The organism is Halomonas almeriensis, from assembly GCF_030409235.1.
GTDB classification, from domain to species: domain Bacteria; phylum Pseudomonadota; class Gammaproteobacteria; order Pseudomonadales; family Halomonadaceae; genus Halomonas; species Halomonas almeriensis.
This window is the reverse complement of the sequence record NZ_JAUFPO010000010.1, coordinates 43,045-64,376: the sequence shown is the minus strand read 5'-3', so window position 1 is coordinate 64,376 and position 21,332 is coordinate 43,045. Positions and strand designations below refer to the sequence as shown.

Below are 21,332 nucleotides of genomic sequence, written 5' to 3'. Positions count from 1 at the left end.
GGCCTCATGGAAACCGCCGAGCTAATCGAGGCAATCGATGCCACCCTACCGCAGACGCAATGCGGCAAGTGTGGCCATGATGGCTGTCGCCCCTATGCCGAAGCCATTGCCGGGGGCGAAGCCATCAACCGCTGTCCGCCCGGCGGCGACGAGACCCTCAATCAATTGGCCGAGCTCACCGGGCAACCGGCCACTCCCCTGGAGCAACCGGCCCAGTCTCCGCTGGTCGCGCGTATTCGCGAAGACGAGTGCATCGGTTGCACCAAGTGCATTCAGGCCTGTCCGGTGGACGCCATCCTGGGTGCCGCCAAGCAGATGCACAGCGTGATCGAGAGCGAATGCACCGGCTGCGAGCTATGTGTCGCGCCCTGCCCGGTGGATTGCATCGACCTCTTGCCCCACCCCGAATGGCAGGCCGCCGAGAATGAGCAGGAACAGCAGGCATATCTGGCAAAACGCGCTCGCCTCGGCCGCCAGCGCCACCAGGCGCGCTTGCAGCGCCTGGCCCGCGAGGCAGAAGAGAAGCGTCAGCGCCGGCTGGCAAGGCAGGCCCGGCGCACCCCACCGAACCAGCAGGACGGTTCCCCAACCTCATCAGCGAGCCATCTGCGCACTACCCGTGTCAGCCTGGTCGCAAGCCTCAAGAAAATCGACCGACAGCGCCATGATGAGAGCCTCAGCGCGGACGCCCGCCAGGAGCTTGATCAACGTGCCACCGAGCTACGCTCACGTATCGACGACATCGACGAGCGACTCAAGACCTCGGCCAGCGCATCGAACTCGGATACCCACGAGCGCCAGCAACGGTTTGCCGTCAATGCGGCGGAACAGTCCTGCCGTCGGGCCAGGCAGCAGATTGCCCATGCGAAACGCCACGGCAACGCTGCCGATGTCCAGGCAGCCAGGGAGCAGCTCCAGCGCGCCGAACAGGTGCTTGAGGAAGCCCGACACGCCATCTCATCCTCGTCTCATTGACGCCTAACCCACTCTAGAGCCTCCCGGAGCCAATCTGTCATGAACGCTCAGAAACGCCACGAGATCTTTGTCAGATTGCGCGAGCACAACCCCGAGCCGACCACCGAGCTGGTCTGGCAGACGCCGTTCGAGTTGCTGGCCGCGGTGCTGCTCTCGGCTCAGGCAACCGACGTGGGCGTCAACAAGGCCACTGCACGGCTGTTTCCGGTTGCCAACACCCCGGGCACCATTATCGAGCTGGGTCTGGAGGGGCTCAAGGAACATATCAAGACCATCGGCCTCTACAACACCAAGGCCGAGAACCTGATGAAAACCTGTCGCATCCTGGAATACCGGCATGGCGGCGAAGTTCCACGTTCACGCACCGCTCTTGAAGCCCTGCCCGGCGTCGGTCGCAAGACCGCCAACGTGATTCTCAATACGGCCTACGGCGAACCCACCATTGCGGTGGATACCCATATCTTTCGCGTTTCCAACCGCACCGGCCTGGCCAGGGGCAAGAATGTCAACGACGTCGAGCAGAAGCTGCTGCGCCATGTACCGCGGGAATTTCGCAAGGACGCCCACCACTGGCTGATCCTCCACGGTCGCTATACCTGCCTGGCCCGCAAGCCGCGTTGTGGCAGTTGCGTCATCGAGGATCTCTGCGAGTTCCCCGACAAAGTCGAGCCTTGACGAGCCTTGAACCGGGCGTCAATCGGCATTCAGCACTTGCCGATACGCCGGCTGCAATGATGGCCAGGTCCAGCCATCGGTAACGGGGGGATGCGGCCGGCTTCCCGGCGAGGTCAGCCAGGACTCGAGACGCTCGATCATCGCTTGGTCATCGGCATAACGGAATGACGCCTCATACAGCTCCGGGTAACACAGACGATCGGGCACAAGAGGCACACAGCCACGCTGCACCGCCTCCATGACCGCCAGGCCCTGGAACTCATGATCCGCCGTGGATACCACCATCGCGCCCTGATCCAGCCAGTCATGATAGGCCTCGGCTGATTGCGGCCCCCAGCACACCAGCTGCTGGCTCAGGCGCTGCCTGGCCTCATCGAAGATCCTCGGCCAGTCAGCGAAACGTTGCCCCATGACGGCCAGGCGAAAGGCCACGCCTCGCTCGGCCAGCTCGAAGAGTCCCGTGAAGAAGGATTCAGGGTTCTTGTCATATTCCCAGCGGTGATTCCAGACGATGAGGTCCGGCATCGCCGGACGCCGGCGGTTTGCCTTCGCAATGGGCACCGGCAGAACCCGAGCGCGCTGTCTCAGGGCCTCCAGGGGTGCATGAGCGGGCAGATTCTCGGGCATGCGCTTGAGCATGGCGCGCGCGCCATCGATGAAGGTGTCCCGATTGTAAGCCGTGTTGAAGATCACCTCATCGGCCGCCAGAGCCGTATAAAGGTTCACCATCTGCGGCCCGACCCGAGAGCCCTGCGCGGGCGAGGCTGGATAGGCGAACTGGTTTTCGTGGAAATAGACCACCTTGCGGGCGCTAGCCAGATGCGGATGCAGCCCCAGCAGCGTCGCCAGATCCACCATGGAGGTCGCCAGAATGACATCATAATGGCGTGACAGTGCCTCGCCCTCCCGCAGCATCCAGGAGAGTGGATTACCACGAATCCGCCAGGCAAAGTGCCGGGCCGGCAACGACAAGACCTGCCAGTCGATATCATCCAGCCACTCGCGAATCCCCTCGGCCCAATGCTTGTGGCTGGTCGCGGCGTAAGCGGAAAGCAGGAGTCCACGCATCAGGCCCGCCTCATATGGCCGAGAACTCGCCACCCTTGGCGATGGCTCGCTGGTAGGCCTCACGCGCTCGGCAGCGCGTCAGGAAGCTCTGCAGATGGGGAAGCTGATCCAGGCCATCCCGACCTTCAATGGCCAGTATCGGGAAGCTCATCTGAATATCCGCGGCGGAGAATTCATCTCCGGCGAACCAGGGCGAATCGGCCAACGCCGCGTTCCAGAAGGTCGTCAACTCCTGTATACGGGGCCCCAGAAAGCTGCGCTCGACGCCCATGGCGAATTGCCGCCCCAATGGCCGCACCAGCCAGGGAACGGGCGGCTTGTCGAGTCGCGAGAATACCAGACGCATCACCTGGGGCGGCATGGCCGACCCTTCAGCATGGTGCAGCCAGAAGCGATAGCGTTGACGCGCCGGCGTTCCCGGCTCGGGCAGCAGTTGCCCGCGCGCTTCAGGATGCTCGACCAGATATTCGAGAATCGCGCCGGACTCGGCAATGGCCTCGTCGAGTCGCTCTTCCTCGGTGATGACCGGCGACTTGCCCAGAGGGTGGACCTGTTTGAGCGATGCCGGTGCCAGCATGGTCTGCGGGTCACGCTGGTAGGTCACCAGTTCATAGTCCATGCCGAGCTCTTCGAGACACCAGATCACCCGCTGCGAACGCGAGTTCTCGAGGTGGTGCAACTGAATCATGGCAATCTCCTTGGTGGATGCGGCACCCAGTCTACCGAACGAGCGGGACAACCACGAACTATCCTGGCGCATCATCTTGCTCCAGGGTCGTCCCGATCCGCTAAAATGAGTCCATGCCGATAGCGCCTCGACCCGACACGACAAGCCACCTGCCCGCCCCGGATGCACACCGCACCCGTCCGCAGGTGCCAAGGCTCGAGGCGCCGATCATCCACACTGGCAAGGCATTGCTCTGACCGGTATGGGCATGAGTCGCTTCACTTCTGAGGTAGCCAATGAACACAAGGTCGGCAGGAATGCCACATCGACAACGTCTGACCGGACACTGGCTGCTGCTGAGTGCGGTGGCCCTGCTCGGCGGCATCAGCTTTGCTGCCTGGCTGAACCATCGCTACCAGCCCGATGGCCTCACCCAGTGGATGCTCTGGCTGGGCTGTCTGTCCGGCGGCACGACACTGATGCTGGCGGGCCTGATACTGGAGCTCAAGGTATTCAGGCCCCTGCGCCAACTCCATGCACAACTGGCCAGGCTGGTGGCCAATCCGGATGCCGATGCCGCCGAAGCCCCCGGTGGCTGGCTGGACAGTCTGACGCCGGACCTGGCCCGAATACACGCTGCCTGGCGCCATGACCGCCGCCAACTCGCCGACGCACATGCAGCCGGCGCAAGTGAGAGTGCGAGGATCCTCGGGCGCTTCGAGACACTGCTGCAGACGCTCAATGCGCCCGTATTGCTGTGCGACCGCCATCAACGTCTGCTGTTGTTCAACCGAGCAGCGGAGCGACTCTTGTCACCCGAACCGGCACTCGCCCTGGGCAAGCCGTTGCACAAACTGCTGCCCGACCGAATGCTCAACGATGGTCTGGCCCAGCTTCCCGAGGATGGAACCACCCTCGAACTCCTGATACCCCACGGAGACCTCTGGCTGCGCGTGGATATCTGCCGTATCGACCAGCAACAGATTCTGGTCACACTTAGTGATGCCGGGCCTCAGCGTTCGCAAGGCGCGGGCAGCATGGCACTGCGACCCACCCCGGAAGACGCGATTCCGCCTCGCCCCGAGTTCCACGATTTTGCCATCGCCGATCTCCCGCCACCGGATGCGGAACTGGGGCACTGCCCTCTGCACGCACTCGAGATTGTCGCCTTCGATACCGAAACCACCGGGCTGGCCTTGCGCGAAGGGGACGGCGTGATCAGCCTGGGGGCCTGTCGTATCGTCAATGGGCGAATCCGCGAAGATGGCACCTTCGACCAGTTGATCGACCCGGAGCGGCCGATACCCGCTTCCAGCACCGCGATTCATGGCCTGACCCAAACGGACCTGGCCGGCCAGCCCAGGGCAAGTGAGGTGCTCCCCCGTTTTCACGCCTATGTGGGTGATGCCGTCCTGATCGCCCACAACGCCTCCTTCGACATGCTGGCGATTCAGCCTCATCGAGAGGGGCCTGCCTTCGACATGCCGGTTCTCGACACCCTGCTGCTGTCTCGGGCTCTGGACCCTGGCCTGGAGGGGCATGGTCTTGACCGGCTTGCCAAGCGCTATGGGCTCTTCGTTCCCCAGGGAGCACGCCATACGGCCCTGGGCGATGCACGGGTGACGGCGCAGCTATGGCTCGCTCTGCTGCCGAGGCTCGAGGCCCGGGGGATTGGCAGCCTGGAAGAAGCATTGAGCTTTCAGCGCCGGGGACAAAGCCGCGATGACGCTTATGCCTCATGAATGGCCGGACCTGAAAACGGCGCCACGATGGCGCCGTTTTCAGGTCCGGAGTGCCCTTTCCTGCAGCGTCGCAGGGCTAACGCGATGGCTCGAACATGGCATCGCCCAGCTCATCGATGAAACGCTGTGCCTTACTGACCATCAGCGCATCACAGGCATCTCGGCCCGGTACCACATCGGAGCGCTCAAAGCGGTGCTCCAGCGGCTCGCCACCTTCGGGATCCGGCTTGCGAATCCAGCCGCTCACCCGGAATTGGCCTCCCATGTCTTCCGACTGCGGCACGATGATGTAACCATGATACTCGACCATATCACCCTCGCGTGCCGTTGAACCCGCATCACCTTGTCCCTGGCCGAGCAGGCCGGATAGCAACTTTTTCAGCATGATGCTTCCTCCATCAAGTGTTCATCCCATGCCACCACAAGGGGTGGCAAAGAACCTGCCACCAGCCTGCGCGGCAGAACCTCAGTCCTGCTGACGCCCCTTGCCGGCGGCTGTGCGCAAACGCAGCGCATTGAGCTTGATAAAGCCCTCGGCATCCTTCTGGTCATAGGCGCCGGCATCGTCCTCGAAGGTCGCGATGGATTCATCGAACAGCGAGGCATCGGACTTGCGACCCGCCACCGTGGCGCTGCCCTTGTAGAGCTTGACACGCACCACGCCAGACACATTGGTCTGCGTCTCGTCGATGGCCGCCTGCAGGGCTCGGCGCTCGGGGCTCCACCAATAGCCGTTGTAGATCACTTCAGCGTACTTGGGCATCAGCTCATCCTTGAGATGCGCCTCTTCGCGATCCAGGGTCAGCGACTCGATGGCGCGATGCGCCTTGAGCATGATGGTCCCGCCGGGCGTTTCGTAGCAGCCGCGTGACTTCATGCCGACATAGCGGTTCTCGACGATATCGAGGCGGCCGATGCCATTATCACCGCCCATCTGGTTGAGCTTGGAGAGGACATCATGCGGTCGCATGGGGACCCCGTCGATGGCCACGATATCGCCCTTGTCGAACGTCAGCTCGACATAGGTCGGCTTGTCCGGCGCCTCTTCCGGCGAGACACTCCAGCGCCACATGTCTTCCTCGGCCTCGACCCACGGATCCTCGAGGTTGCCGCCTTCATAGGAAATATGCAGCAGGTTGGCATCCATGGAGTAAGGCGATTTTTTCTTCTGGGTCGAGAAGTCCACCGGGATAGCGTGCTGCTCGCAATACGCCATCAGCTTCTCGCGGGAGTTGAGATCCCACTCACGCCACGGCGCAATCACCTTGACGCCGGGCTTGAGAGCATAGGCCCCGAGCTCGAAACGCACCTGGTCATTGCCCTTGCCGGTGGCACCGTGCGAAATGGCATCGGCACCGGTCTGGTTGGCAATCTCGATGAGACGCTTGGCAATCAGCGGACGCGCGATCGACGTACCCAGCAGGTACTCGCCTTCGTAGATGGTATTCGCGCGGAACATCGGATAGACATAGTCGCGCACGAACTCCTCACGCAGGTCCTCGATATAGATTTCCTTGACCCCCAGAGCCTCCGCCTTGGCACGCGCGGGCTCGACTTCCTCGCCCTGCCCGATGTCGGCGGTGAACGTCACCACCTCGCAGTCGTATTCTTCCTGTAACCACTTGACGATCACAGATGTATCCAGGCCGCCGGAATAGGCGAGCACGACCTTCTTGACATCGGACATGCGGGGCTCCTTGAAATTGATGATGGCTATCCTGAGATGACGGACTTCGACAATTCCCGTCGAAACCTTGATTATAGCGCGGCACTGCAGTCGCGAATACCAGCAGGGGACGATGCCTGTCTGAAATGCTAAACTGGGCCGCTTCGGGACAACCCCTGCCCCAGCTATTTCATGCCACATTAAGGAGAGGCGCATGACCGAGGCGGTCACCCGCGAACTCATGGCACAACGGTTTCGCAGCTATCTGCCGGTTGTCGTGGATCTCGAGACCGGCGGCTTCAACGCCCAGGGCGACGCCATCCTGGAAATTGCCGCCGTCACGCTGACCATGGACCCGGAGGGCAACCTGATGCCTGACACCACCAGCGCCTACCACGTCACCCCCTTCGAAGGGGCCAATGTCGAACAGTCGGCGCTGGATTTCACCGGCATCCGCCTGGACGACCCACTGCGCCAGCAGGTGGCAGTCAGCGAGGCCGAAGCGCTGGGAGAGCTCTTTCGCCCTATCCGCAAATCCATCAAGGCACATGGTTGCACCCGCGCCATCCTGGTCGGACACAACGCGGCCTTCGATCACGGCTTTCTGAACGCCGCCGTGGAACGTTGCGGGATCAAACGCAGCCCCTTCCACCCCTTTTCCAGTTTTGACACCGCCTCACTGGCCGGCCTGGTCTACGGCCAGACCGTTCTGGCCCGAGCCTGCCGTGCCGCCGGCATCGAGTTCGACAACAACGCCGCCCACTCGGCCCGTTACGATACCGAACGCACCGCCGAACTGTTCTGCGCCATGGTCAATCGCTATAAGGACCTCGGCGGCTGGCAACTCGCCCAACGCGAGCAAGGGGTCGAGGAGCTGTAAGCGGGGAGAGAAAAGAATGAAGAGCGCCGCTTCGCGGCTGGAAGAAGGAAGAAAGCCGTAAGCCGTAAGCCGTAAGCCGTAAGCCGTAAGCCGTAAGCCGTAAGCCGTAAAACAGGATATCGCTGCGAGCTAACGAAACACCCCCACAGCCAGGCTGCGGGGGTGTTCTTATAGCTTAGCGCTTATGGCTTACAGCTCCGGACGAAGTCCGGTCAGCCTTCCGCTTGCTCGTCGTCCTGATGCTTGGCAGCGGTTTCCTTGACCAGGGTTTCCAGCTCACCGTTTTCATACATCTCGACCACGATGTCGCAGCCGCCAACCAGCTCGCCTTCGACCCACAGCTGCGGGAAGGTCGGCCAGTTGGCGACCTTGGGCAGCTCGGCGCGGATGTCCGGGTTATCCAGCACATTAACAAAGGCGAAACGCTCGCCACAGGACATCAAGGCCTGCACGGTCTGGGCGGAGAAGCCGCATTGCGGCAGCTGGGGCGTGCCCTTCATATAGATCAGTATGGGGTTTTCGCTGATCTGCCGCTGAATGTTCTCGACAGTAGTACTCATGTTCGTTACCTCTGGATCGCGGTGTGGACCCGTCGCCACGGAAATACCGAGCATACGGGTCGGCCTTGTCATACAGCCATTCTACTGATGCAAGTCGCATTGCGCATCCCCCGAGGGCTGGCTAGGATGGGCGTCTTTGCGTGGAGCGACACCATGGCCACTCGCCATTTCCTGACCCTGCTCGACCTGAATCCGGAGGAGTCCCGCTATCTGATTCAGCGGGCCATCTCGATCAAGAACAGCCTGAGAGCCCAGGGGCCGACCTATACGCCCTTTGCCAACCGCACCCTGGCCATGATCTTCGAGAAATCCTCGACGCGCACCCGTGTCTCCCTCGAGACGGCCATGGCGCAGTTCGGCGGACACGCCCTGTTTCTCTCGCCGCGTGATACCCAGCTCGGCCGTGGCGAACCCATCGGCGATACCGCCCGGGTACTCTCCGAGATGGTCGATATCGTGATGATTCGCACCTTCTCCCACCAGGGACTCGAGGAATACGCTGCCGCCAGTCAGGTGCCGGTCATCAATGCCCTGACCGATGACTATCACCCCTGCCAGTTGCTGGCCGATGTCATGACCTGGACCGAACAGCGCGGCAGCGTTCGCGGCCGCACGGCGGTGTGGATCGGCGACGGCAACAACATGTGCCACTCCTGGATCAATGCCGCACGGCAATTCGATTTCCAGTTGCGCGTGGTCTGCCCCGAGGGGTACGAACCGCGGGCGAACATTCTCGAGGCCGCCGGAGATCGTGTGACCATTCACCGCGATCCGATGAGCGCCGTGGAAGGTGCCGACCTGGTGACCACCGATGTCTGGGCGTCCATGGGTCAGGAAGAAGAGCAGGTCAGGCGCGAGGCGGACTTCGCCGGCTTCCAGGTCAGCGAGAGCATGCTCGACAGGGCCGCCGAGGATGTGCTCTTCCTCCACTGCCTGCCCGCCCACCGTGGCGAGGAAATCAGCGAAACCCTGCTCGATGACCCGCGTGCCGTGGTCTGGCAGGAAGCCGGCAACCGACTCCACGCCCAGAAGGCCCTGATCGAATTCCTGTTGCTGGGGCGTGTCGCCGAGTAGCTCGGCGCTGTCGTCCGCCCCGGCCCTGCCGGGGCGCGCCAGCACGCAGACCTGCCCTTGCATTACAGCCGCGACGGTCAATCTCGACACCGCGGCGCTTAACGTCAAGTTTTGGTCGTTTTGTGTCGACAAGCCAACGCCACCCTCCCGGACACTCCTTATAGATTCACACAGGAGGTCCAGCCATGAACCGCAACGTCATCCTGACCTGCGCCGTCACCGGCGCCGGCGACACCACCGCCAAGAACCCCAATGTCCCGGTCACCCCCAGGCAGATCGCCGACAGCTGCATCGAAGCCGCACGCGCCGGTGCCAGCATCGCCCATATCCATGTGCGCGATCCGCAGACCGGCGGCATCAGCCATTCCCTGGATCACTTCCGTGAAGTGATGGAACGCGTGCGCGAGTCCGACACCGATATCGTCATGAACATCACCGCCGGTGGCGGTGGCGACTGGATTCCCGACACCGAGGACCCCACCCGCGGCGGCCCGGGCACCGACATCCAGACACCGACGCAGCGTCATGAGCCGGTCGGCGAGCTGCTGCCGGAGCTGTGCACTCTGGACTGCGGTAGCCTCAACTTCAGTGACATGGTCTACATCAACACCGCTGACTGGCTGCGCGAACATGCCCGTCTGGTACAGGCCGCCGGGGTCAAGCCCGAGCTCGAGTGCTTCGATCTCGGCCATATCTGGTTCGCCCGCCAGCTCCAGCAGGAAGGACTGATCGATGGCGACCCGCTCTACCAGCTGTGCCTGGGCATTCCCTGGGGCGCCGAGGCCGATACCGAAACCATGCTGGCCATGCGCAACAAGTTGCCGGCAGACGCCAACTGGGCCGCCTTCGGCATCGGCCGCCAGCAGATGCCGATGGTCGCGCAGGCCGCGCTGCTCGGCGGCCATGCCCGCGTCGGCCTGGAAGACAATTTGATGCTGAAGAAAGGCGTCCTGGCCACCAACGGCGAACTCGTCGACAAAGCCTCCGGTATCATCGATGGCCTGGGAGGACGCATCATGACGCCGGCCGAGACCCGCGCCCAACTCGGGTTGCGCGACCCCGACACCGGTCGGATCGCCGGAGGTGACACATGAGCCAGCAACTCACCGTGATCGGTACCGGCGTCATCGGCAACGGCTGGATCGCCCGCGCTCTGGCCAATGGCTGGGATGTCGTCGCCTTCGATCCCGCCGAGGGCGCGGAGGAACGTACCCGCGCCTTCGTCAACAACGCCTGGCACTCCCTCGAGAAGGATGGCCTGGCCGAAGGCGCCTCGGCGGACCGCCTGCGCTTCATGCCGAGTCTGGAAGAAGCCGTTGCCGGTGCCGATCTGATCCAGGAAAACGTTCCGGAGCGCCTGCCGCTCAAGCAGGAGATCCTGGCCGCCATTGATGCTGCTGCCGACGCACAAGTTGTTATCGGCTCTTCCACTTCGGGCTTCAAGCCAACCGATTTGCAGCAGAAATGCCAAAAAGCGCCAGGCCGTGTCATCGTCGCCCATCCCTTCAACCCGGTCTACCTGCTGCCGCTGGTGGAACTGGTAGGTGGCGAAGCGACCGAAGCCGACCACACTGCCAAGGGCCAGGCACTCTACCAGGCGCTGAACATGCGCCCGCTGGTCGTGCACCGCGAGATTGAAGGCCACATCGCCGACCGCTTGATGGAAGCGCTGTGGCGTGAGGCCCTGCACCTGGTCAATGATGGCGTGGCCACCACCGAGGAAATCGACGCCGCCGTGGTCTATGGCTGCGGCCTGCGCTGGTCGTTGATGGGTACCTTCTTGACCTTCCACCTGGCCGGCGGCGAACAGGGCATGCGCCACATGCTCGAGCAGTTCGGCCCAGCACTGAAGCTGCCCTGGACAAAGCTGGAAGCACCGGAGCTGACAAATGAACTGATCGACAGGGTCGTCGAGGGCTGCGAACATCAAGCGGCAGGCCGTCCGGTGGCCGAACTCGACCGGCGGCGCGACGACTTCCTGGTGGAGCTGCTGGCCCTGACCCGCAAGTACTGGCCGGAGGCCGAAGGCCTCGAAGGACGCATATGATGAAACTGCTGGACCTCCAGGTCCCCCACGACTGGGTCGACTACAACGGCCACATGAACGACGCCGAATACGCCCGGGTATTCTCCCTGGGCGTGGAGACACTAATGGACGCCATCGGCCTTGACGAGGCCGGCCGGCGTCAGCATGGCTATACGGTTTACACCCTGGAGACGCACCTCTGCTATCGTCGCGAAGCTCACGAAGGTCAGCCGCTGTCCGTTGAGGTAACGGTGCTGGAGCGTGATGCCAAGCGCCTGCATGTGTTCTTCAAAATGTGCGACGCCGAAGGCACGCTGCTGGCCACCAGCGAGCAGATGCTAATGGGTATCGACGTCGAAGCCGGTCGACCAGTGCCCTTTCCGTCCCCCATCGACGCCGCCATCGGGGCACTGCCGAGTGCCGAGCCCGAGGCCTGGCCGGAACAGGCAGGGCGTCGCATCGGCTTGCCAACGGCCAAGCGTTGAGCCCGGACATCACGGCCCCAACTGCCAGAACGGCCGACCCCATGATGCAGTGTGACAGCTTTCGCCGCCGCTTCGAGCTCGGCCTCGACGCCCTTGCCGGGCTGCCGATGGAGGCGGCCCGGAAGCGCTACGATGCACTCTGCGTGAGCTTTGCGCCCGTCGACCCCAACGGCATGACGTTTCGCGACGAGCACATCGCCGCTGTCGGCCTACGACGCTTCCACCCTGCCCGCGTTGCCGAGGCTTCCCCCATCCTCTATGCCCACGGCGGCGGCTGAAACCTCGGTTCACCGCGCAGTCATCACGGCATCGCCGCCGACCTGGCCGAACGGCTGGGCCGCGAAGTGATCAGCGTCGACTACCGATTGGCACCGGAAGCCGGCTACGCCGAAGCACTCGACGACTGTCGTCGCGTCGCCGAGGCCTGCTCGCCCACAGCCCTGGTCGGCGACAGTGCCGGCGGGCGACTGGTCATGGATGTCTCACGGCAGTCCCACTTCCACGGCGTACTGGGGCTGATCTACCCTCCAGTGGGTCGCCCGACAGCGGCCAGCCTGGGGCCGGACGCCCCGCTGCTGACGCGGGACGATATCCTGGCGCTGTGGGAGAGCATCGCCGACGAGGTACCGATGCCGGACGCCACCTCGGCTCCCGGCGAGTTCATCGAAGTGCTGGCCGCGGAACATGATCCCCTCACCGCCCCCCTGGAGCGCGCCGTGGCGGACTGGCGTCGCGACGGCGCCGACATCGGCTACCGCTGTGCGCCAGGCATGCTGCATGGTGCCCTGCATGCTTATGCACGTCTCGACGCAATGCAGGCCGCCTGGCAGGACTTCTGCCGCGCCCTGTCGCAACGACTGGGTTGAACAAAACCTGACGGTTCAGGCCTTGGGAAGCGCTGAATAAATCGCCGAGCATAGTGAACCGCAAGGCGCACGGAACGCAGAAAGCGAGACATAACAATTAGTTAGACGAGCTTTCGATTACCGCGCAACGCCGCGATTTGCATGCGCAGGCATTTAAGCAGTGTTTCCCTTGCGCAGCTGCCGCGGCGATTGACCATACCGAGCACGAAACGCCCGCGAGAAACTCGAACTCGACCCGAAGCCACACGCCAGCGCTACCGCCAACACATCGAGGTCGGTCTCCTCGAGCAGGTAGCGAGCGCGCTCCAGCCGCAATCCCAGGTACCAGTCTCGCGGCGACTGCCCCAGCTCGCGTTCGAAGAGTCGCTGCAGCTGTCGCAGCGAGACGCCACTGAGTCGCGCCACTTCTGTCAGGCTCAATGGAAATTCGAGGTGCTGCTCCATCGCATCGACCGCCTCGACGAGATGGCGACGATGCGTGCCGAGCCGACGGGCTAACGTCATGCGCTGCTGGTCATGGCGGGTACGGATGCGCTCATGCACAAGCTGTTCCGAGACATCGATGGCCAGCTGGTTGCCATGGCGCCGGGCGATCACGTCCAGCGCCATGTCCATGGCTGCCGCGCCCCCGGCACAGGAGAAGCGCCGACGCCCGAGCTCGAACAACTCGTCCGAGGTTTGGATGGCCGGAAAGCGTTCCTGAAAGGCCGGCAGACTCTCCCAATGGAGGGTGACGCACTCGCTCTCCAGCAAGCCGGCCGCAGCGAGCACAAAGCAACCGGTGTCGAGACCGCCCAGCACGCAGCCCGACTCGTTGAGCCGATGCAACCAGCGCATCAGGGCTCGACTCAGACAGGACTCGGGGTCGAAACCGCTGCACACTGCGAGTGAAGGGAGGTGATGGACCGCCTCGATGGACTGGTCAGCCAGCAGCGTCATGCCGTTGGAGGCCGTCACCGGCTCGCCATCCTGACTGAGCAGTGTCCAGTCAAAGAGTGGCTGGCCACTGATGCGATTGGCAATCCGCAGTGGTTCGACCGCGGAAAAGAAGGCCATCATCGAAAAACGTGGCAGCAACAGAAAGCCGACAAGCTCCGGCGCGGGTCCGTTGTAATCGAGGCGCATGACGGCAAGCCAAGGATGCGAAGAGGCCGATCATGATGACCGGCCGGCCACTGTCGGGCAAGCTTGCCTCAGTCGAACTGCGCCTCAACCGCCTCGATGGCGGGACGCCCGTCACGCGCCTCGACACCCTCGAGCCAGGCCGCCACGGTATCCTGGTTGGCCGCGATCCACTCGCTGGCCACCTCATCGGCGGGCCGCTCCTCGTGACTGTAGGCATGCACCCAGTCGTTCTGATCGACAGTGTCCACCACGTATTGGGTCATGAAACGATGCACATCGGCATCCCGGTCCTTCAGGTCGTCCGGCACCACGGTCCAGACCGTGCTCTCGATCTCCGCCACACCGGCGTCATCGGCATCCTCGAGATAGACGAGATCGAAGCTGACGTTCATCCAGTGCGGTTCCCAGCCAACGAAGGTCACCCACTCGTCGTTGCGCATCTTCTGCTCGGCCTGGGCCAGCATCGCCGCCGTGGAGCTCTCGCGCAGGTTCCAGTCGCCGAGACCGGCGAGATCCTCATCGATGGCCTCACCGATGGCGGTATTGATTCCCGTGCCGGCCTCGATACCCAGAATGGTGCCGTCGAAACGCTCGCGGTGCTCATTCAGGTCCGCCACCGTCTCGATGCCCGCCTCGTGCACATAGCGCGGCACCACCAGGCCCGAGATGGCGCCCTGGATGTTGGCGACGGCTTTTTCCACCTTGCCGTCGGCCACCAGTGGCTCGACCATCTCGGTCTGCACCGGGTACCAGCCGCCCAGGTAGGCTTCCAGATCGCCCTCGGCCACGCCATTGAGGATCACGCTTACCGCCAGGTCATTCTGCCGGGTCTCGTAGCCCATGGCCTCCAGCAACTGGGCGGCGATTTCGGATTTGACGGTAACCCCCGGCCAGGGCGGTACACCGAAGCGGACTTCATCGAGATCGGCCTGGGCCATGGGCGCGGCCAGGGAAGTCAGCGCCAGGGTGGCGCCCAGCAGGTGGCAGCGGTAATGCGACATCGGCATAGTGATCTCCTTTAGCCTGAGAAACCATGCCAGTGTGACGCAATTGGCCGGCCAAACTTTTCATAAGTCGACAGCTGGTCAACACAAGACGACAACCCACCGTACTTGCCCGGTTGCCCCGTCACTTCACTGCAGCCTTCGGCCAGCCGCTACCACGCGTGCGCGCCGCCGAAGAATCCTTCGGCAATATCGTCACCGGCCTGGTCATGTCGTCATACTTCATCGGCTTCCTGGCGGGCTCGACCCTGACGCCCCGCAAACTTCGGGGAGCTCGGCCATATCCGGGTATTCGCAGTGCTTGCCTCGATCACCTCGGTGGCCATCCTGGTGCACCTGCTGTTTATCGACCCCTGGGTGTAGGCGGCCATGCGCCTGATTACCGGTTTAGCCTATGCCGGGCTTTATGTGGTCACCGAAAGCTGGTTGAACGGCCACGCCGCCAATCAGCTGAGGGATCGGCTCCTGGCGTTCTACATGGTCATCAGCTATCGGTGCATGGGAGGCGGTCAGTTGCTGCTTAATGTCGCCGACCCGGGCGGCATGGTGCTGTTCCTGATTGTCTCGATCCTGATGTCGGTCGCGCTGATTCCGATCCTACTGAGCTACACGCCTCAGCCTGAATCACGCCAAACAGGCAGGCAATAAGTGACGGGAATGGCAGCTGCCATTCCCGTCAGGGGTTCCGCCCCTCAAGGTTTCCAGAAGCGGACTCCCCATGCCGAACCGGGCATGGGGGTAGGCGATCAGTACTCGCCCAGCTCGGCTTCGAGCTTGAACATGCTGGCCGAGAGTTCGCCCGGTGTCATGGCCGGTGTCTCCGGCGCCACGGCGGAGGGCCAGGCCTTGAGGGTATCCTCATAGGCAGCAAGCAGGGTGCCGTAGGTCTCATTGTCGTACAGCCCCTTGTGCTGCTCGAGAACCGACTTGGCTACCTGAACGAAGCCACGGCTGTCCTGATACTCGACGACGTTGACGAATTCGCCATCCTCGATGGCCGCCTGATATTCATTCATGGCCTTCTTCAGCAGGGCCAGCTGAACGCGGCTCTGGAAGATCACATCGTCGCGGATTTCGCTATCCACGTCCTGCATGGCCGCCTTGATGGCCTCCTGGGCCCCCTGGTAGGCGTCAGCATGCTGATCCCAGTCGCCACCCTCGCGGGTGCTGTCCACCAGGCCTTGCAGGGCGTCATCCAGGCTATCGATCCCCCGGGTTTCCAGAGCGGAAGCCAGCGGCTCATAGTGTTCATTCAGCGGGTGGCCGAAGTGCGGCTGGGCGGCGGTCTGCTCATCGGCCTGGTAAAGGTCGCGCGCCACGGCAAGATACCCCTGCATCATGGCCAGGCTGGCCGTGAAGACACCCGGATTGCTGGCGTTGACGGTATGGCCGCCTTCACCGCCTTCACCACCTTCTCCGCCTTCGGATTGGTGACCGGCTTCGCCGCCTTCGCCACTTTCTCCACCTTCGGATTGATGACCGGCTTCGCCGCCTTCGCCACCTTCACCGCCTTCGGATTGATGACCGGCTTCGCCGCCTTCGCCACCTTCACCGCCTTCGGATTGATGGCCGGCTTCGCCGCCTTCACCACCTTCTCCGCCTTCACCACCCTCTCCGCCGGAGCTGGCATTCAAGTAGGCAAAGACCGCATAGGGGTCAGTGGCGCTGGCTGAACCACCTTCACCACCTTCACTACCTTCGCCACCTTCTCCGCCTTCGGATTGGTGACCGGCTTCACCGCCTTCGCCACCTTCTACCTGCACGGCTTCCTGGCCCTGGGCGGATTCACTGGAGGCATCGGCATCCTGACTTTCTGCCCACACTGAAGTGCTGGCGCCCAGCAGTACCGAGGCACCAACGCCCATCCAGAGTCGAGTTCGGGTGCTGTGTGTCATGACGCTTCCCTTTAATTGATCAACAAGTCTGTCAATACAACACTCACCGGGTGGCGAGACTGTCGATTGCTGGTATAGTCTGCCGCGACTTGTCTCATCAACGCAAATCATTCACATTATACTTTGTAAACATTGGCCTGGAGGTTCAGCACCATGATTCTCTGTATCGAGCAAGCCATATCCGCTGACTTGCTCAAGGACGTACACGCCACGCTGAGTGACACCTCCTTTCAGGATGGCCGCAAAACGGCGGGCTGGCATGCCCAGACGGTCAAGAACAATCAGCAGGCCGACGGCAAGGATGGCCGAATCGCCAGGCTGCGTGAGTCCATCACCGGTGAGCTGAACCGCCACCCCCTGTTCCAGATGGCCGCCCGTCCGCGACGCCTGAAGCCGCTGATGTTCAGTCGCTATCAGTCCGGCATGAACTACGGCAACCATGTGGATGATGCCATCATGCCCACGCCTGACGGCCCCATGCGCACCGACCTGTCCTTCACGCTGTTTCTCGAAAGCCCCGACGCCTATGAGGGTGGCGAGCTGCTCATCGACACGACCGCCGGCGAGCAGACCTACAAGCTGCCAGCCGGTGCCTTGATTCTCTACCCGTCATCCACCCTGCATCGCGTCGAACCGGTCACCCGGGGGCAGCGACTGGCGGCGGTCGGCTGGGTACAGAGTCAGGTGCGAGACCCACAGCAACGCGAGATACTGTTTGACCTGGATCGGACACGCCGCCAGATGTTCGAACAAAATGGCAAGTCACAGGACTTCGATATCATTTCCAAAAACCTGACCAACCTGCTGCGCATGTGGGCCGAGGTATAAGGTCGGCCGCCCTCACGATCACGCAGCGGCGGTTTTTCTTCGCTGGCTTACTGGCCCGCCCAGCATACCACTGCCGATCAGGGCACCGCCGCAGATCAGCAACGCGGCGACCAGCAGACTGGGGCTGGGCGTCGCCAGGTCAAAGGCGATCAACACCAGGATCGAGCACAACGGCGTGGCATAGAACAGCAGTCCCAGCAGGCGCACCCGGCCACGCTTCATGCCGATGTCCCAGGTAAACACGCTTCATGCCGATGTCCCAGGTAAAGAAGGCACTGCCCACTGGCCCCAGCCCCAGCCCCAGGGCCAGAATGGCCCACAGATTTGCCCCTTGCGGCCAGCCCATCGGCTCCCAGATCAGATGGCAGATCAGGGCGAGGATGGCCGCTCCCAGACAGTTCCAGGCCACCGCAGTGGTCGGAATGCGCGCCAGCAGGCGTGACGCCACCGAATAACCGCTCCAGATGAAGGCCGCCAGCAGCGCCACCAGAATGCCGGCGCGCCGATCAGACTGGCCAGCAGGGCCTGACCGCTCCGGCTCTGGAGATCCGACAACGGCAGACGCAGAAAATGAATGTGCTCGAAGCAGGCGTCCAGCGCCGCATCCCCGGTGGCCAGGTCGAGCACTCGGCAACGGTTGGCAGCTTCGATGCCCAGATAATGATGGGTCGCCCCGGCCGGGATCACGCAGGCCCCACCGGGAACCACGGCCGACCCACGCCCCTCGACCTCGACATCGACGCGCCCGGCAAGCCCCACCAGCAACTGATGAAACCCGTGGGTATCGCTCAGGCATTCCAGGGGATAAGAACGTTCTTCACCCCTTGCTTTCAGCATGTTTCGCCCCCATTGAAAACGTCGTACGGCGCGACAAACGGCAAACCCCAGCCGGCACGTAGACGGCGGATCATTGTGCCTGGGGCCAAGCGCAATCCGATTCCACTTGCCGAATTATTTTGCCGTACGCCGCCAACCACCACCAATCCTCAGGAGCGCAGGATGTTCGATAAACTCATGGCCGCCGTCGGCATCGGCAACGCCCGCATCGACACCATGCTGGATACTGATACCGCCGAAGCCGGCAGCGTCCTCAAGGGCGAGATTCACATCGTCGGCGGGGAAGTCAGCCAGGAACTCGATGCTCTGGTACTGGATCTGGCCAGCGAGGCCATTCAGGAAGTCGACGACGAGAAGGTCAAGGTTCCCCACGCCTGGGCGACGCTGCGTATTGCGGAACCCATGACCATTCAGCCGGGCGAGGAACGCACCCTGCCCTTCGAGATGACGCTGCCCCTGCTGTCTCCGCTGTCCGTCGGACGCGAACACCCCAAGACCTGGGTAGCGACTCGCGCCGATATCGCCATGGCTATCGACCCGCGCGACAAGGATCCGCTGCGCATCCTGCCCGGCGAGCTGCAGCGCAATGTCTTCGAGGCCATGGATCAGCTCGGTTTCACCATGACCTCGGCACCACTGGAGCTGTCGCGCAAGAACCCGGCGACCGGCTGCCTCCAGGAATTCGAGTTCAAGCCCACCACAGGAAGCCGCTTCCGCCATCTAGACGAAGCCGAGATCGCCTTTCTACCCTCTAACCAGACCGGTGAGGGACTGGACCTGCTGGTTCAGCGCGATACGCGCGCCACCGGTCTGGGCTCGCTGCTCTCCGAAATGGCGGGGACCGACGAGCAGTTCACGCGGATTTCGCTGGCGGGCAACGAGACCACCGAGACACTGCGTAAGCAGCTGGAAAGCGTGCTGACCTGATAGCGCCAGCGGGCCGCCAGATCGATCAACGCCGGGTCACACTGGGTTCTTCCAGTCCCGGCGTGGATACCCGCAGCGAGAGCAGACTGCCCGCCAGCGGATAACGCTGCAATGCCGCCTGGTCCATTTCCTGGCGGGCGGTGGTAATGAATAACGTCTTCAGATCGACGCCACCGAAGGCCACCATGGTCGGGTTCGAGCATGGCACCGGATACTCGGCCAACAGCTGTCCATCGGGGTCGAAGCGTGCGATCCGGGCACCGCCGTATAGCGCGCTCCAATAGTGACCTTCCTTATCGACCGCGGCGCCATCCGGCACGCCGGGCAGGTCATGCGCATCCAGGTCGATCCAGACCTTGCCCTCCCCCAGCTCGCCACTCTCGGGATCGAAGGCATGGCGCAGCACCCGGCGTGACGGCGAATCGGTGTGATACAGCCACCGCGCATCCGGGCTGAACGCCAGGCCATTGGCGATCCGCAGCTCGCGCTTGGCCGCCACCAGGTGTCCTTCACGCCAGGAGTACAGCGAGGCACCGCCGTCCTCGGGGTTCAAGGTACCGACCCAGAAGCGCCCCGCCGGGTCGCAGCGGCCATCATTGAAGCGATTGCCTCCATCAACCTCCCATTCGGGATTGACCGCGTTCGTCGGCCAGCGCTCTCCGGATCGTGGATCCAGCCAGACTAAAGCCGGCGCCTCGGCAACCAGGAGTCCCTGTTCACTCAGCGCCAGGCACCCCACGCTATGCGCGAAGTCATGCTCATTTGGAGCGGCGTCACCGGATGCCCAGGCGAAGACCCGCCCTCGATTGATATCCACCCAGTAAAGCGTCTGATCCGCCACCGACCAGACCGGACTTTCCCCGAGATCCATATCGAGCGGCAGGGCCACTTCAACGGCATTCGCACGTGCTGTCATGTTCTTTCCCTGGTTGCGGCATCGTCATGGGTGTGGGGTGCCAGGGTGGCCCTTTCATCATGAAAGGGCGCGGTTGAGTGGCGGTGCCCCAGCATCATCGCATCCGCCACGTGGCGCAGCGGCACGACATCCACATCACGCCGGCCACTGGCCAGCAGTGACTGGAAATGAGCATACAGCCCCGGATACTCCCGCTCCGCCTGGTCGATCACCACGTCCCCGTCCACTGACATGCGACATCCGCCACCGCTCAGTTCGAGGCGTCCCCGGTCGGTGGTCAGTGTCATCTTCCAGCAAGGCGGGTCCTCGTGACGGAAATCGAAGTCCGCCTCCAGTGGCACACCTGCGGCATCACGCATTTTCAGCTGAGCGGCAATCGGTGTCTGACAGTTCTCGGGCACCTCGAGCCTGGCCTGCTTGAGGAAAAACGACTGATCCACCAGCCGGGTCACGATCGACAAGGCATTGATCCCTGGATCGAACACACCCATGCCACCGGCTTCCCAGAGCCAGGCCTGCCCCGGATGCCAGACCCTGACATCCTCGTGCCAGGTGATCTCGATGGCACGGAGGCGACGCCCGCGCAACCATTCACGCGCGGGTTCGATAGCCGGAGCAAAACGCGAATGCCAGGCCGCGAACAGCACGAGGTCGCGCTGCTCGGCCAACGTCTTGAGGTCCTCGACCTCGGCCAGGGTGGCACCGGGTGGTTTTTCCAGTAGCACCGCCTTTCCGGCCTCGAGCGCCTGGCGGGCCAGTGCATGGCGCAGATGCGACGGCGTACAGATCGCCACAGCATTTAGCTCAGGCTCGGCGGCCAGCATGGCTTCCAGTGATGGATAGCAGGGAATGCCTTCCAGCCCGGCATGGGGGTCAGCCACGGCGACGAGCTCCAGCCCCGCTGTAGCCTGAATGGCGGCGAGATGCTGGTCACGAACGATCTTGCCGGCCCCGACCAGCCCCAGACGAAATGACGACATGGAAGCTCCTGTGGAGATAGGTCACGTCAGGGTACGCGAACGGCCTGATGACTCAACACTCCCGGGTACTGACCAGCATTGGCTACCCGGCAATCAAGGGGAACTGCACCGTAGTCGCATTGCGCGATCAGGGTGC

The 21,332-nt window shown here is 63.0% G+C and carries 25 protein-coding genes and 1 pseudogene; 13 read left to right on the top strand and 13 right to left on the bottom strand.

The genetic code is table 11. The features are described 5' to 3' along the window. Positions 1-6 precede the first annotated feature (6 nt). The gene (locus QWY74_RS10205; RefSeq protein WP_264827363.1) at positions 7-975 is read left to right on the top strand and encodes an RnfABCDGE type electron transport complex subunit B; all 969 of its coding nucleotides are present in this window, start codon (positions 7-9) and stop codon (positions 973-975) included. A gap of 39 nt (positions 976-1,014) precedes the next feature. Continuing rightward, positions 1,015-1,650, top strand: a complete 636-nt coding sequence (gene nth / locus QWY74_RS10200; protein WP_264827362.1) for an endonuclease III — start codon at positions 1,015-1,017, stop codon at positions 1,648-1,650. Between the two features lie 18 nt (positions 1,651-1,668). On the opposite strand, the gene QWY74_RS10195 is transcribed toward nth, so the two are convergent. Together QWY74_RS10195 and QWY74_RS10190 are read right to left on the bottom strand one after the other, a co-directional pair. Beyond that, positions 1,669-2,718 carry a tRNA-queuosine alpha-mannosyltransferase domain-containing protein gene (locus QWY74_RS10195; RefSeq protein WP_264827361.1) on the bottom strand — a complete coding sequence of 350 codons (1,050 nt, stop codon included), beginning with the start codon at positions 2,716-2,718 and terminating at the stop codon, positions 1,669-1,671. 10 nt (positions 2,719-2,728) lie between these two features. Further along, on the bottom strand, positions 2,729-3,406 hold the full coding sequence (locus QWY74_RS10190) for a glutathione S-transferase family protein (protein ID WP_264827360.1): 678 nt from the start codon (positions 3,404-3,406) through the stop codon (positions 2,729-2,731). A gap of 296 nt (positions 3,407-3,702) precedes the next feature. Between QWY74_RS10190 and QWY74_RS10185 the strand changes: the two genes are divergently transcribed. Next, a complete protein-coding gene (locus QWY74_RS10185) occupies positions 3,703-5,127 on the top strand; it encodes a 3'-5' exonuclease (protein WP_264827359.1) in 1,425 nt (474 codons plus the stop codon). A gap of 76 nt (positions 5,128-5,203) precedes the next feature. Here the strand turns inward: QWY74_RS10185 and QWY74_RS10180 are convergent, their stop codons facing one another. Next, positions 5,204-5,512 carry an HlyU family transcriptional regulator gene (locus QWY74_RS10180; RefSeq protein ID WP_264827358.1) on the bottom strand — a complete coding sequence of 103 codons (309 nt, stop codon included), beginning with the start codon at positions 5,510-5,512 and terminating at the stop codon, positions 5,204-5,206. A gap of 81 nt (positions 5,513-5,593) precedes the next feature. Continuing rightward, positions 5,594-6,814: an argininosuccinate synthase gene (locus QWY74_RS10175; RefSeq protein WP_264827357.1), complete on the bottom strand. Its 1,221-nt coding sequence runs from the start codon at positions 6,812-6,814 to the stop codon at positions 5,594-5,596. A gap of 193 nt (positions 6,815-7,007) precedes the next feature. Here QWY74_RS10175 and rnt point away from each other — a divergent pair, with 193 nt between their 5' ends. Beyond that, positions 7,008-7,673 (top strand): ribonuclease T, encoded by a 666-nt coding sequence (gene rnt / locus QWY74_RS10170; RefSeq protein ID WP_264827355.1) that lies wholly within the window; start codon positions 7,008-7,010, stop codon positions 7,671-7,673. A gap of 212 nt (positions 7,674-7,885) precedes the next feature. Here rnt and QWY74_RS10165 read toward each other — a convergent pair whose 3' ends face one another. Continuing rightward, entirely contained in the window at positions 7,886-8,233 is a 348-nt protein-coding gene (locus QWY74_RS10165; RefSeq protein WP_264827354.1) for a Grx4 family monothiol glutaredoxin, read from the bottom strand. A 153-nt stretch (positions 8,234-8,386) separates the two neighbouring features. Here QWY74_RS10165 and argF point away from each other — a divergent pair, with 153 nt between their 5' ends. From argF to QWY74_RS10135, 6 genes and pseudogenes are all read left to right on the top strand, one after another. Further along, positions 8,387-9,307, top strand: a complete 921-nt coding sequence (gene argF, locus QWY74_RS10160; RefSeq protein WP_264827353.1) for an ornithine carbamoyltransferase — start codon at positions 8,387-8,389, stop codon at positions 9,305-9,307. Between the two features lie 185 nt (positions 9,308-9,492). Beyond that, on the top strand, positions 9,493-10,401 hold the full coding sequence (locus QWY74_RS10155) for a beta-keto acid cleavage family enzyme (RefSeq protein ID WP_264827352.1): 909 nt from the start codon (positions 9,493-9,495) through the stop codon (positions 10,399-10,401). Continuing rightward, positions 10,398-11,354 (top strand): L-carnitine dehydrogenase, encoded by a 957-nt coding sequence (locus QWY74_RS10150; RefSeq protein ID WP_264827350.1) that lies wholly within the window; start codon positions 10,398-10,400, stop codon positions 11,352-11,354. Before QWY74_RS10155 ends, QWY74_RS10150 begins: the two co-directional genes overlap by 4 nt. Then, entirely contained in the window at positions 11,354-11,818 is a 465-nt protein-coding gene (locus QWY74_RS10145) for a thioesterase family protein (protein ID WP_264827348.1), read from the top strand. The genes QWY74_RS10150 and QWY74_RS10145 overlap by 1 nt, the downstream gene beginning before the upstream one ends. Positions 11,819-11,859: 41 nt before the next feature. After that, positions 11,860-12,096, top strand: a complete 237-nt coding sequence (locus QWY74_RS10140; RefSeq protein ID WP_264827347.1) for a hypothetical protein — start codon at positions 11,860-11,862, stop codon at positions 12,094-12,096. Positions 12,097-12,111: 15 nt separating this feature from the next. Continuing rightward, positions 12,112-12,684: pseudogene (locus tag QWY74_RS10135) on the top strand (alpha/beta hydrolase fold domain-containing protein); the annotation flags it as partial. 153 nt (positions 12,685-12,837) lie between these two features. On the opposite strand, the gene QWY74_RS10130 reads toward QWY74_RS10135, so the two are convergent. Next, a complete protein-coding gene (locus QWY74_RS10130; RefSeq protein ID WP_264827346.1) occupies positions 12,838-13,809 on the bottom strand; it encodes a GlxA family transcriptional regulator in 972 nt (323 codons plus the stop codon). Between the two features lie 68 nt (positions 13,810-13,877). Continuing rightward, positions 13,878-14,816 (bottom strand): ABC transporter substrate-binding protein, encoded by a 939-nt coding sequence (locus QWY74_RS10125; protein WP_264827345.1) that lies wholly within the window; start codon positions 14,814-14,816, stop codon positions 13,878-13,880. 366 nt (positions 14,817-15,182) lie between these two features. Between QWY74_RS10125 and QWY74_RS10120 the strand changes: the two genes are divergently transcribed. Next, the gene (locus tag QWY74_RS10120) at positions 15,183-15,461 is read left to right on the top strand and encodes an MFS transporter (protein WP_264827344.1); all 279 of its coding nucleotides are present in this window, start codon (positions 15,183-15,185) and stop codon (positions 15,459-15,461) included. 98 nt (positions 15,462-15,559) lie between these two features. Here QWY74_RS10120 and QWY74_RS10115 read toward each other — a convergent pair whose 3' ends face one another. Then, entirely contained in the window at positions 15,560-16,708 is a 1,149-nt protein-coding gene (locus QWY74_RS10115; RefSeq protein WP_264827343.1) for a 4-helix bundle domain-containing protein, read from the bottom strand. 153 nt (positions 16,709-16,861) lie between these two features. Here QWY74_RS10115 and QWY74_RS10110 point away from each other — a divergent pair, with 153 nt between their 5' ends. Further along, on the top strand, positions 16,862-17,536 hold the full coding sequence (locus QWY74_RS10110) for a Fe2+-dependent dioxygenase (RefSeq protein WP_264827342.1): 675 nt from the start codon (positions 16,862-16,864) through the stop codon (positions 17,534-17,536). 18 nt (positions 17,537-17,554) lie between these two features. Here the strand turns inward: QWY74_RS10110 and QWY74_RS10105 are convergent, their stop codons facing one another. The 3 genes from QWY74_RS10105 to QWY74_RS10095 are packed head-to-tail and all read right to left on the bottom strand — an operon-like array spanning position 17,555 to position 18,373. Next, complete coding sequence (locus tag QWY74_RS10105) at positions 17,555-17,779, bottom strand: hypothetical protein (RefSeq protein WP_264827385.1); 225 nt, start codon at positions 17,777-17,779, stop codon at positions 17,555-17,557. After that, positions 17,676-17,984, bottom strand: a complete 309-nt coding sequence (locus QWY74_RS10100) for a hypothetical protein (protein ID WP_264827340.1) — start codon at positions 17,982-17,984, stop codon at positions 17,676-17,678. The genes QWY74_RS10105 and QWY74_RS10100 overlap by 104 nt, the downstream gene beginning before the upstream one ends. Further along, positions 17,906-18,373 carry a cupin domain-containing protein gene (locus QWY74_RS10095; RefSeq protein WP_264827338.1) on the bottom strand — a complete coding sequence of 156 codons (468 nt, stop codon included), beginning with the start codon at positions 18,371-18,373 and terminating at the stop codon, positions 17,906-17,908. The genes QWY74_RS10100 and QWY74_RS10095 overlap by 79 nt, the downstream gene beginning before the upstream one ends. Before the next feature lie 162 nt (positions 18,374-18,535). Here QWY74_RS10095 and QWY74_RS10090 point away from each other — a divergent pair, with 162 nt between their 5' ends. After that, the gene (locus QWY74_RS10090; RefSeq protein ID WP_264827337.1) at positions 18,536-19,300 is read left to right on the top strand and encodes a sporulation protein; all 765 of its coding nucleotides are present in this window, start codon (positions 18,536-18,538) and stop codon (positions 19,298-19,300) included. A gap of 25 nt (positions 19,301-19,325) precedes the next feature. Here the strand turns inward: QWY74_RS10090 and QWY74_RS10085 are convergent, their stop codons facing one another. Further along, on the bottom strand, positions 19,326-20,216 hold the full coding sequence (locus QWY74_RS10085; protein ID WP_264827336.1) for an SMP-30/gluconolactonase/LRE family protein: 891 nt from the start codon (positions 20,214-20,216) through the stop codon (positions 19,326-19,328). Then, the gene (locus QWY74_RS10080) at positions 20,213-21,196 is read right to left on the bottom strand and encodes a Gfo/Idh/MocA family protein (RefSeq protein ID WP_264827335.1); all 984 of its coding nucleotides are present in this window, start codon (positions 21,194-21,196) and stop codon (positions 20,213-20,215) included. Before QWY74_RS10080 ends, QWY74_RS10085 begins: the two co-directional genes overlap by 4 nt. Positions 21,197-21,332: the final 136 nt, after the last annotated feature.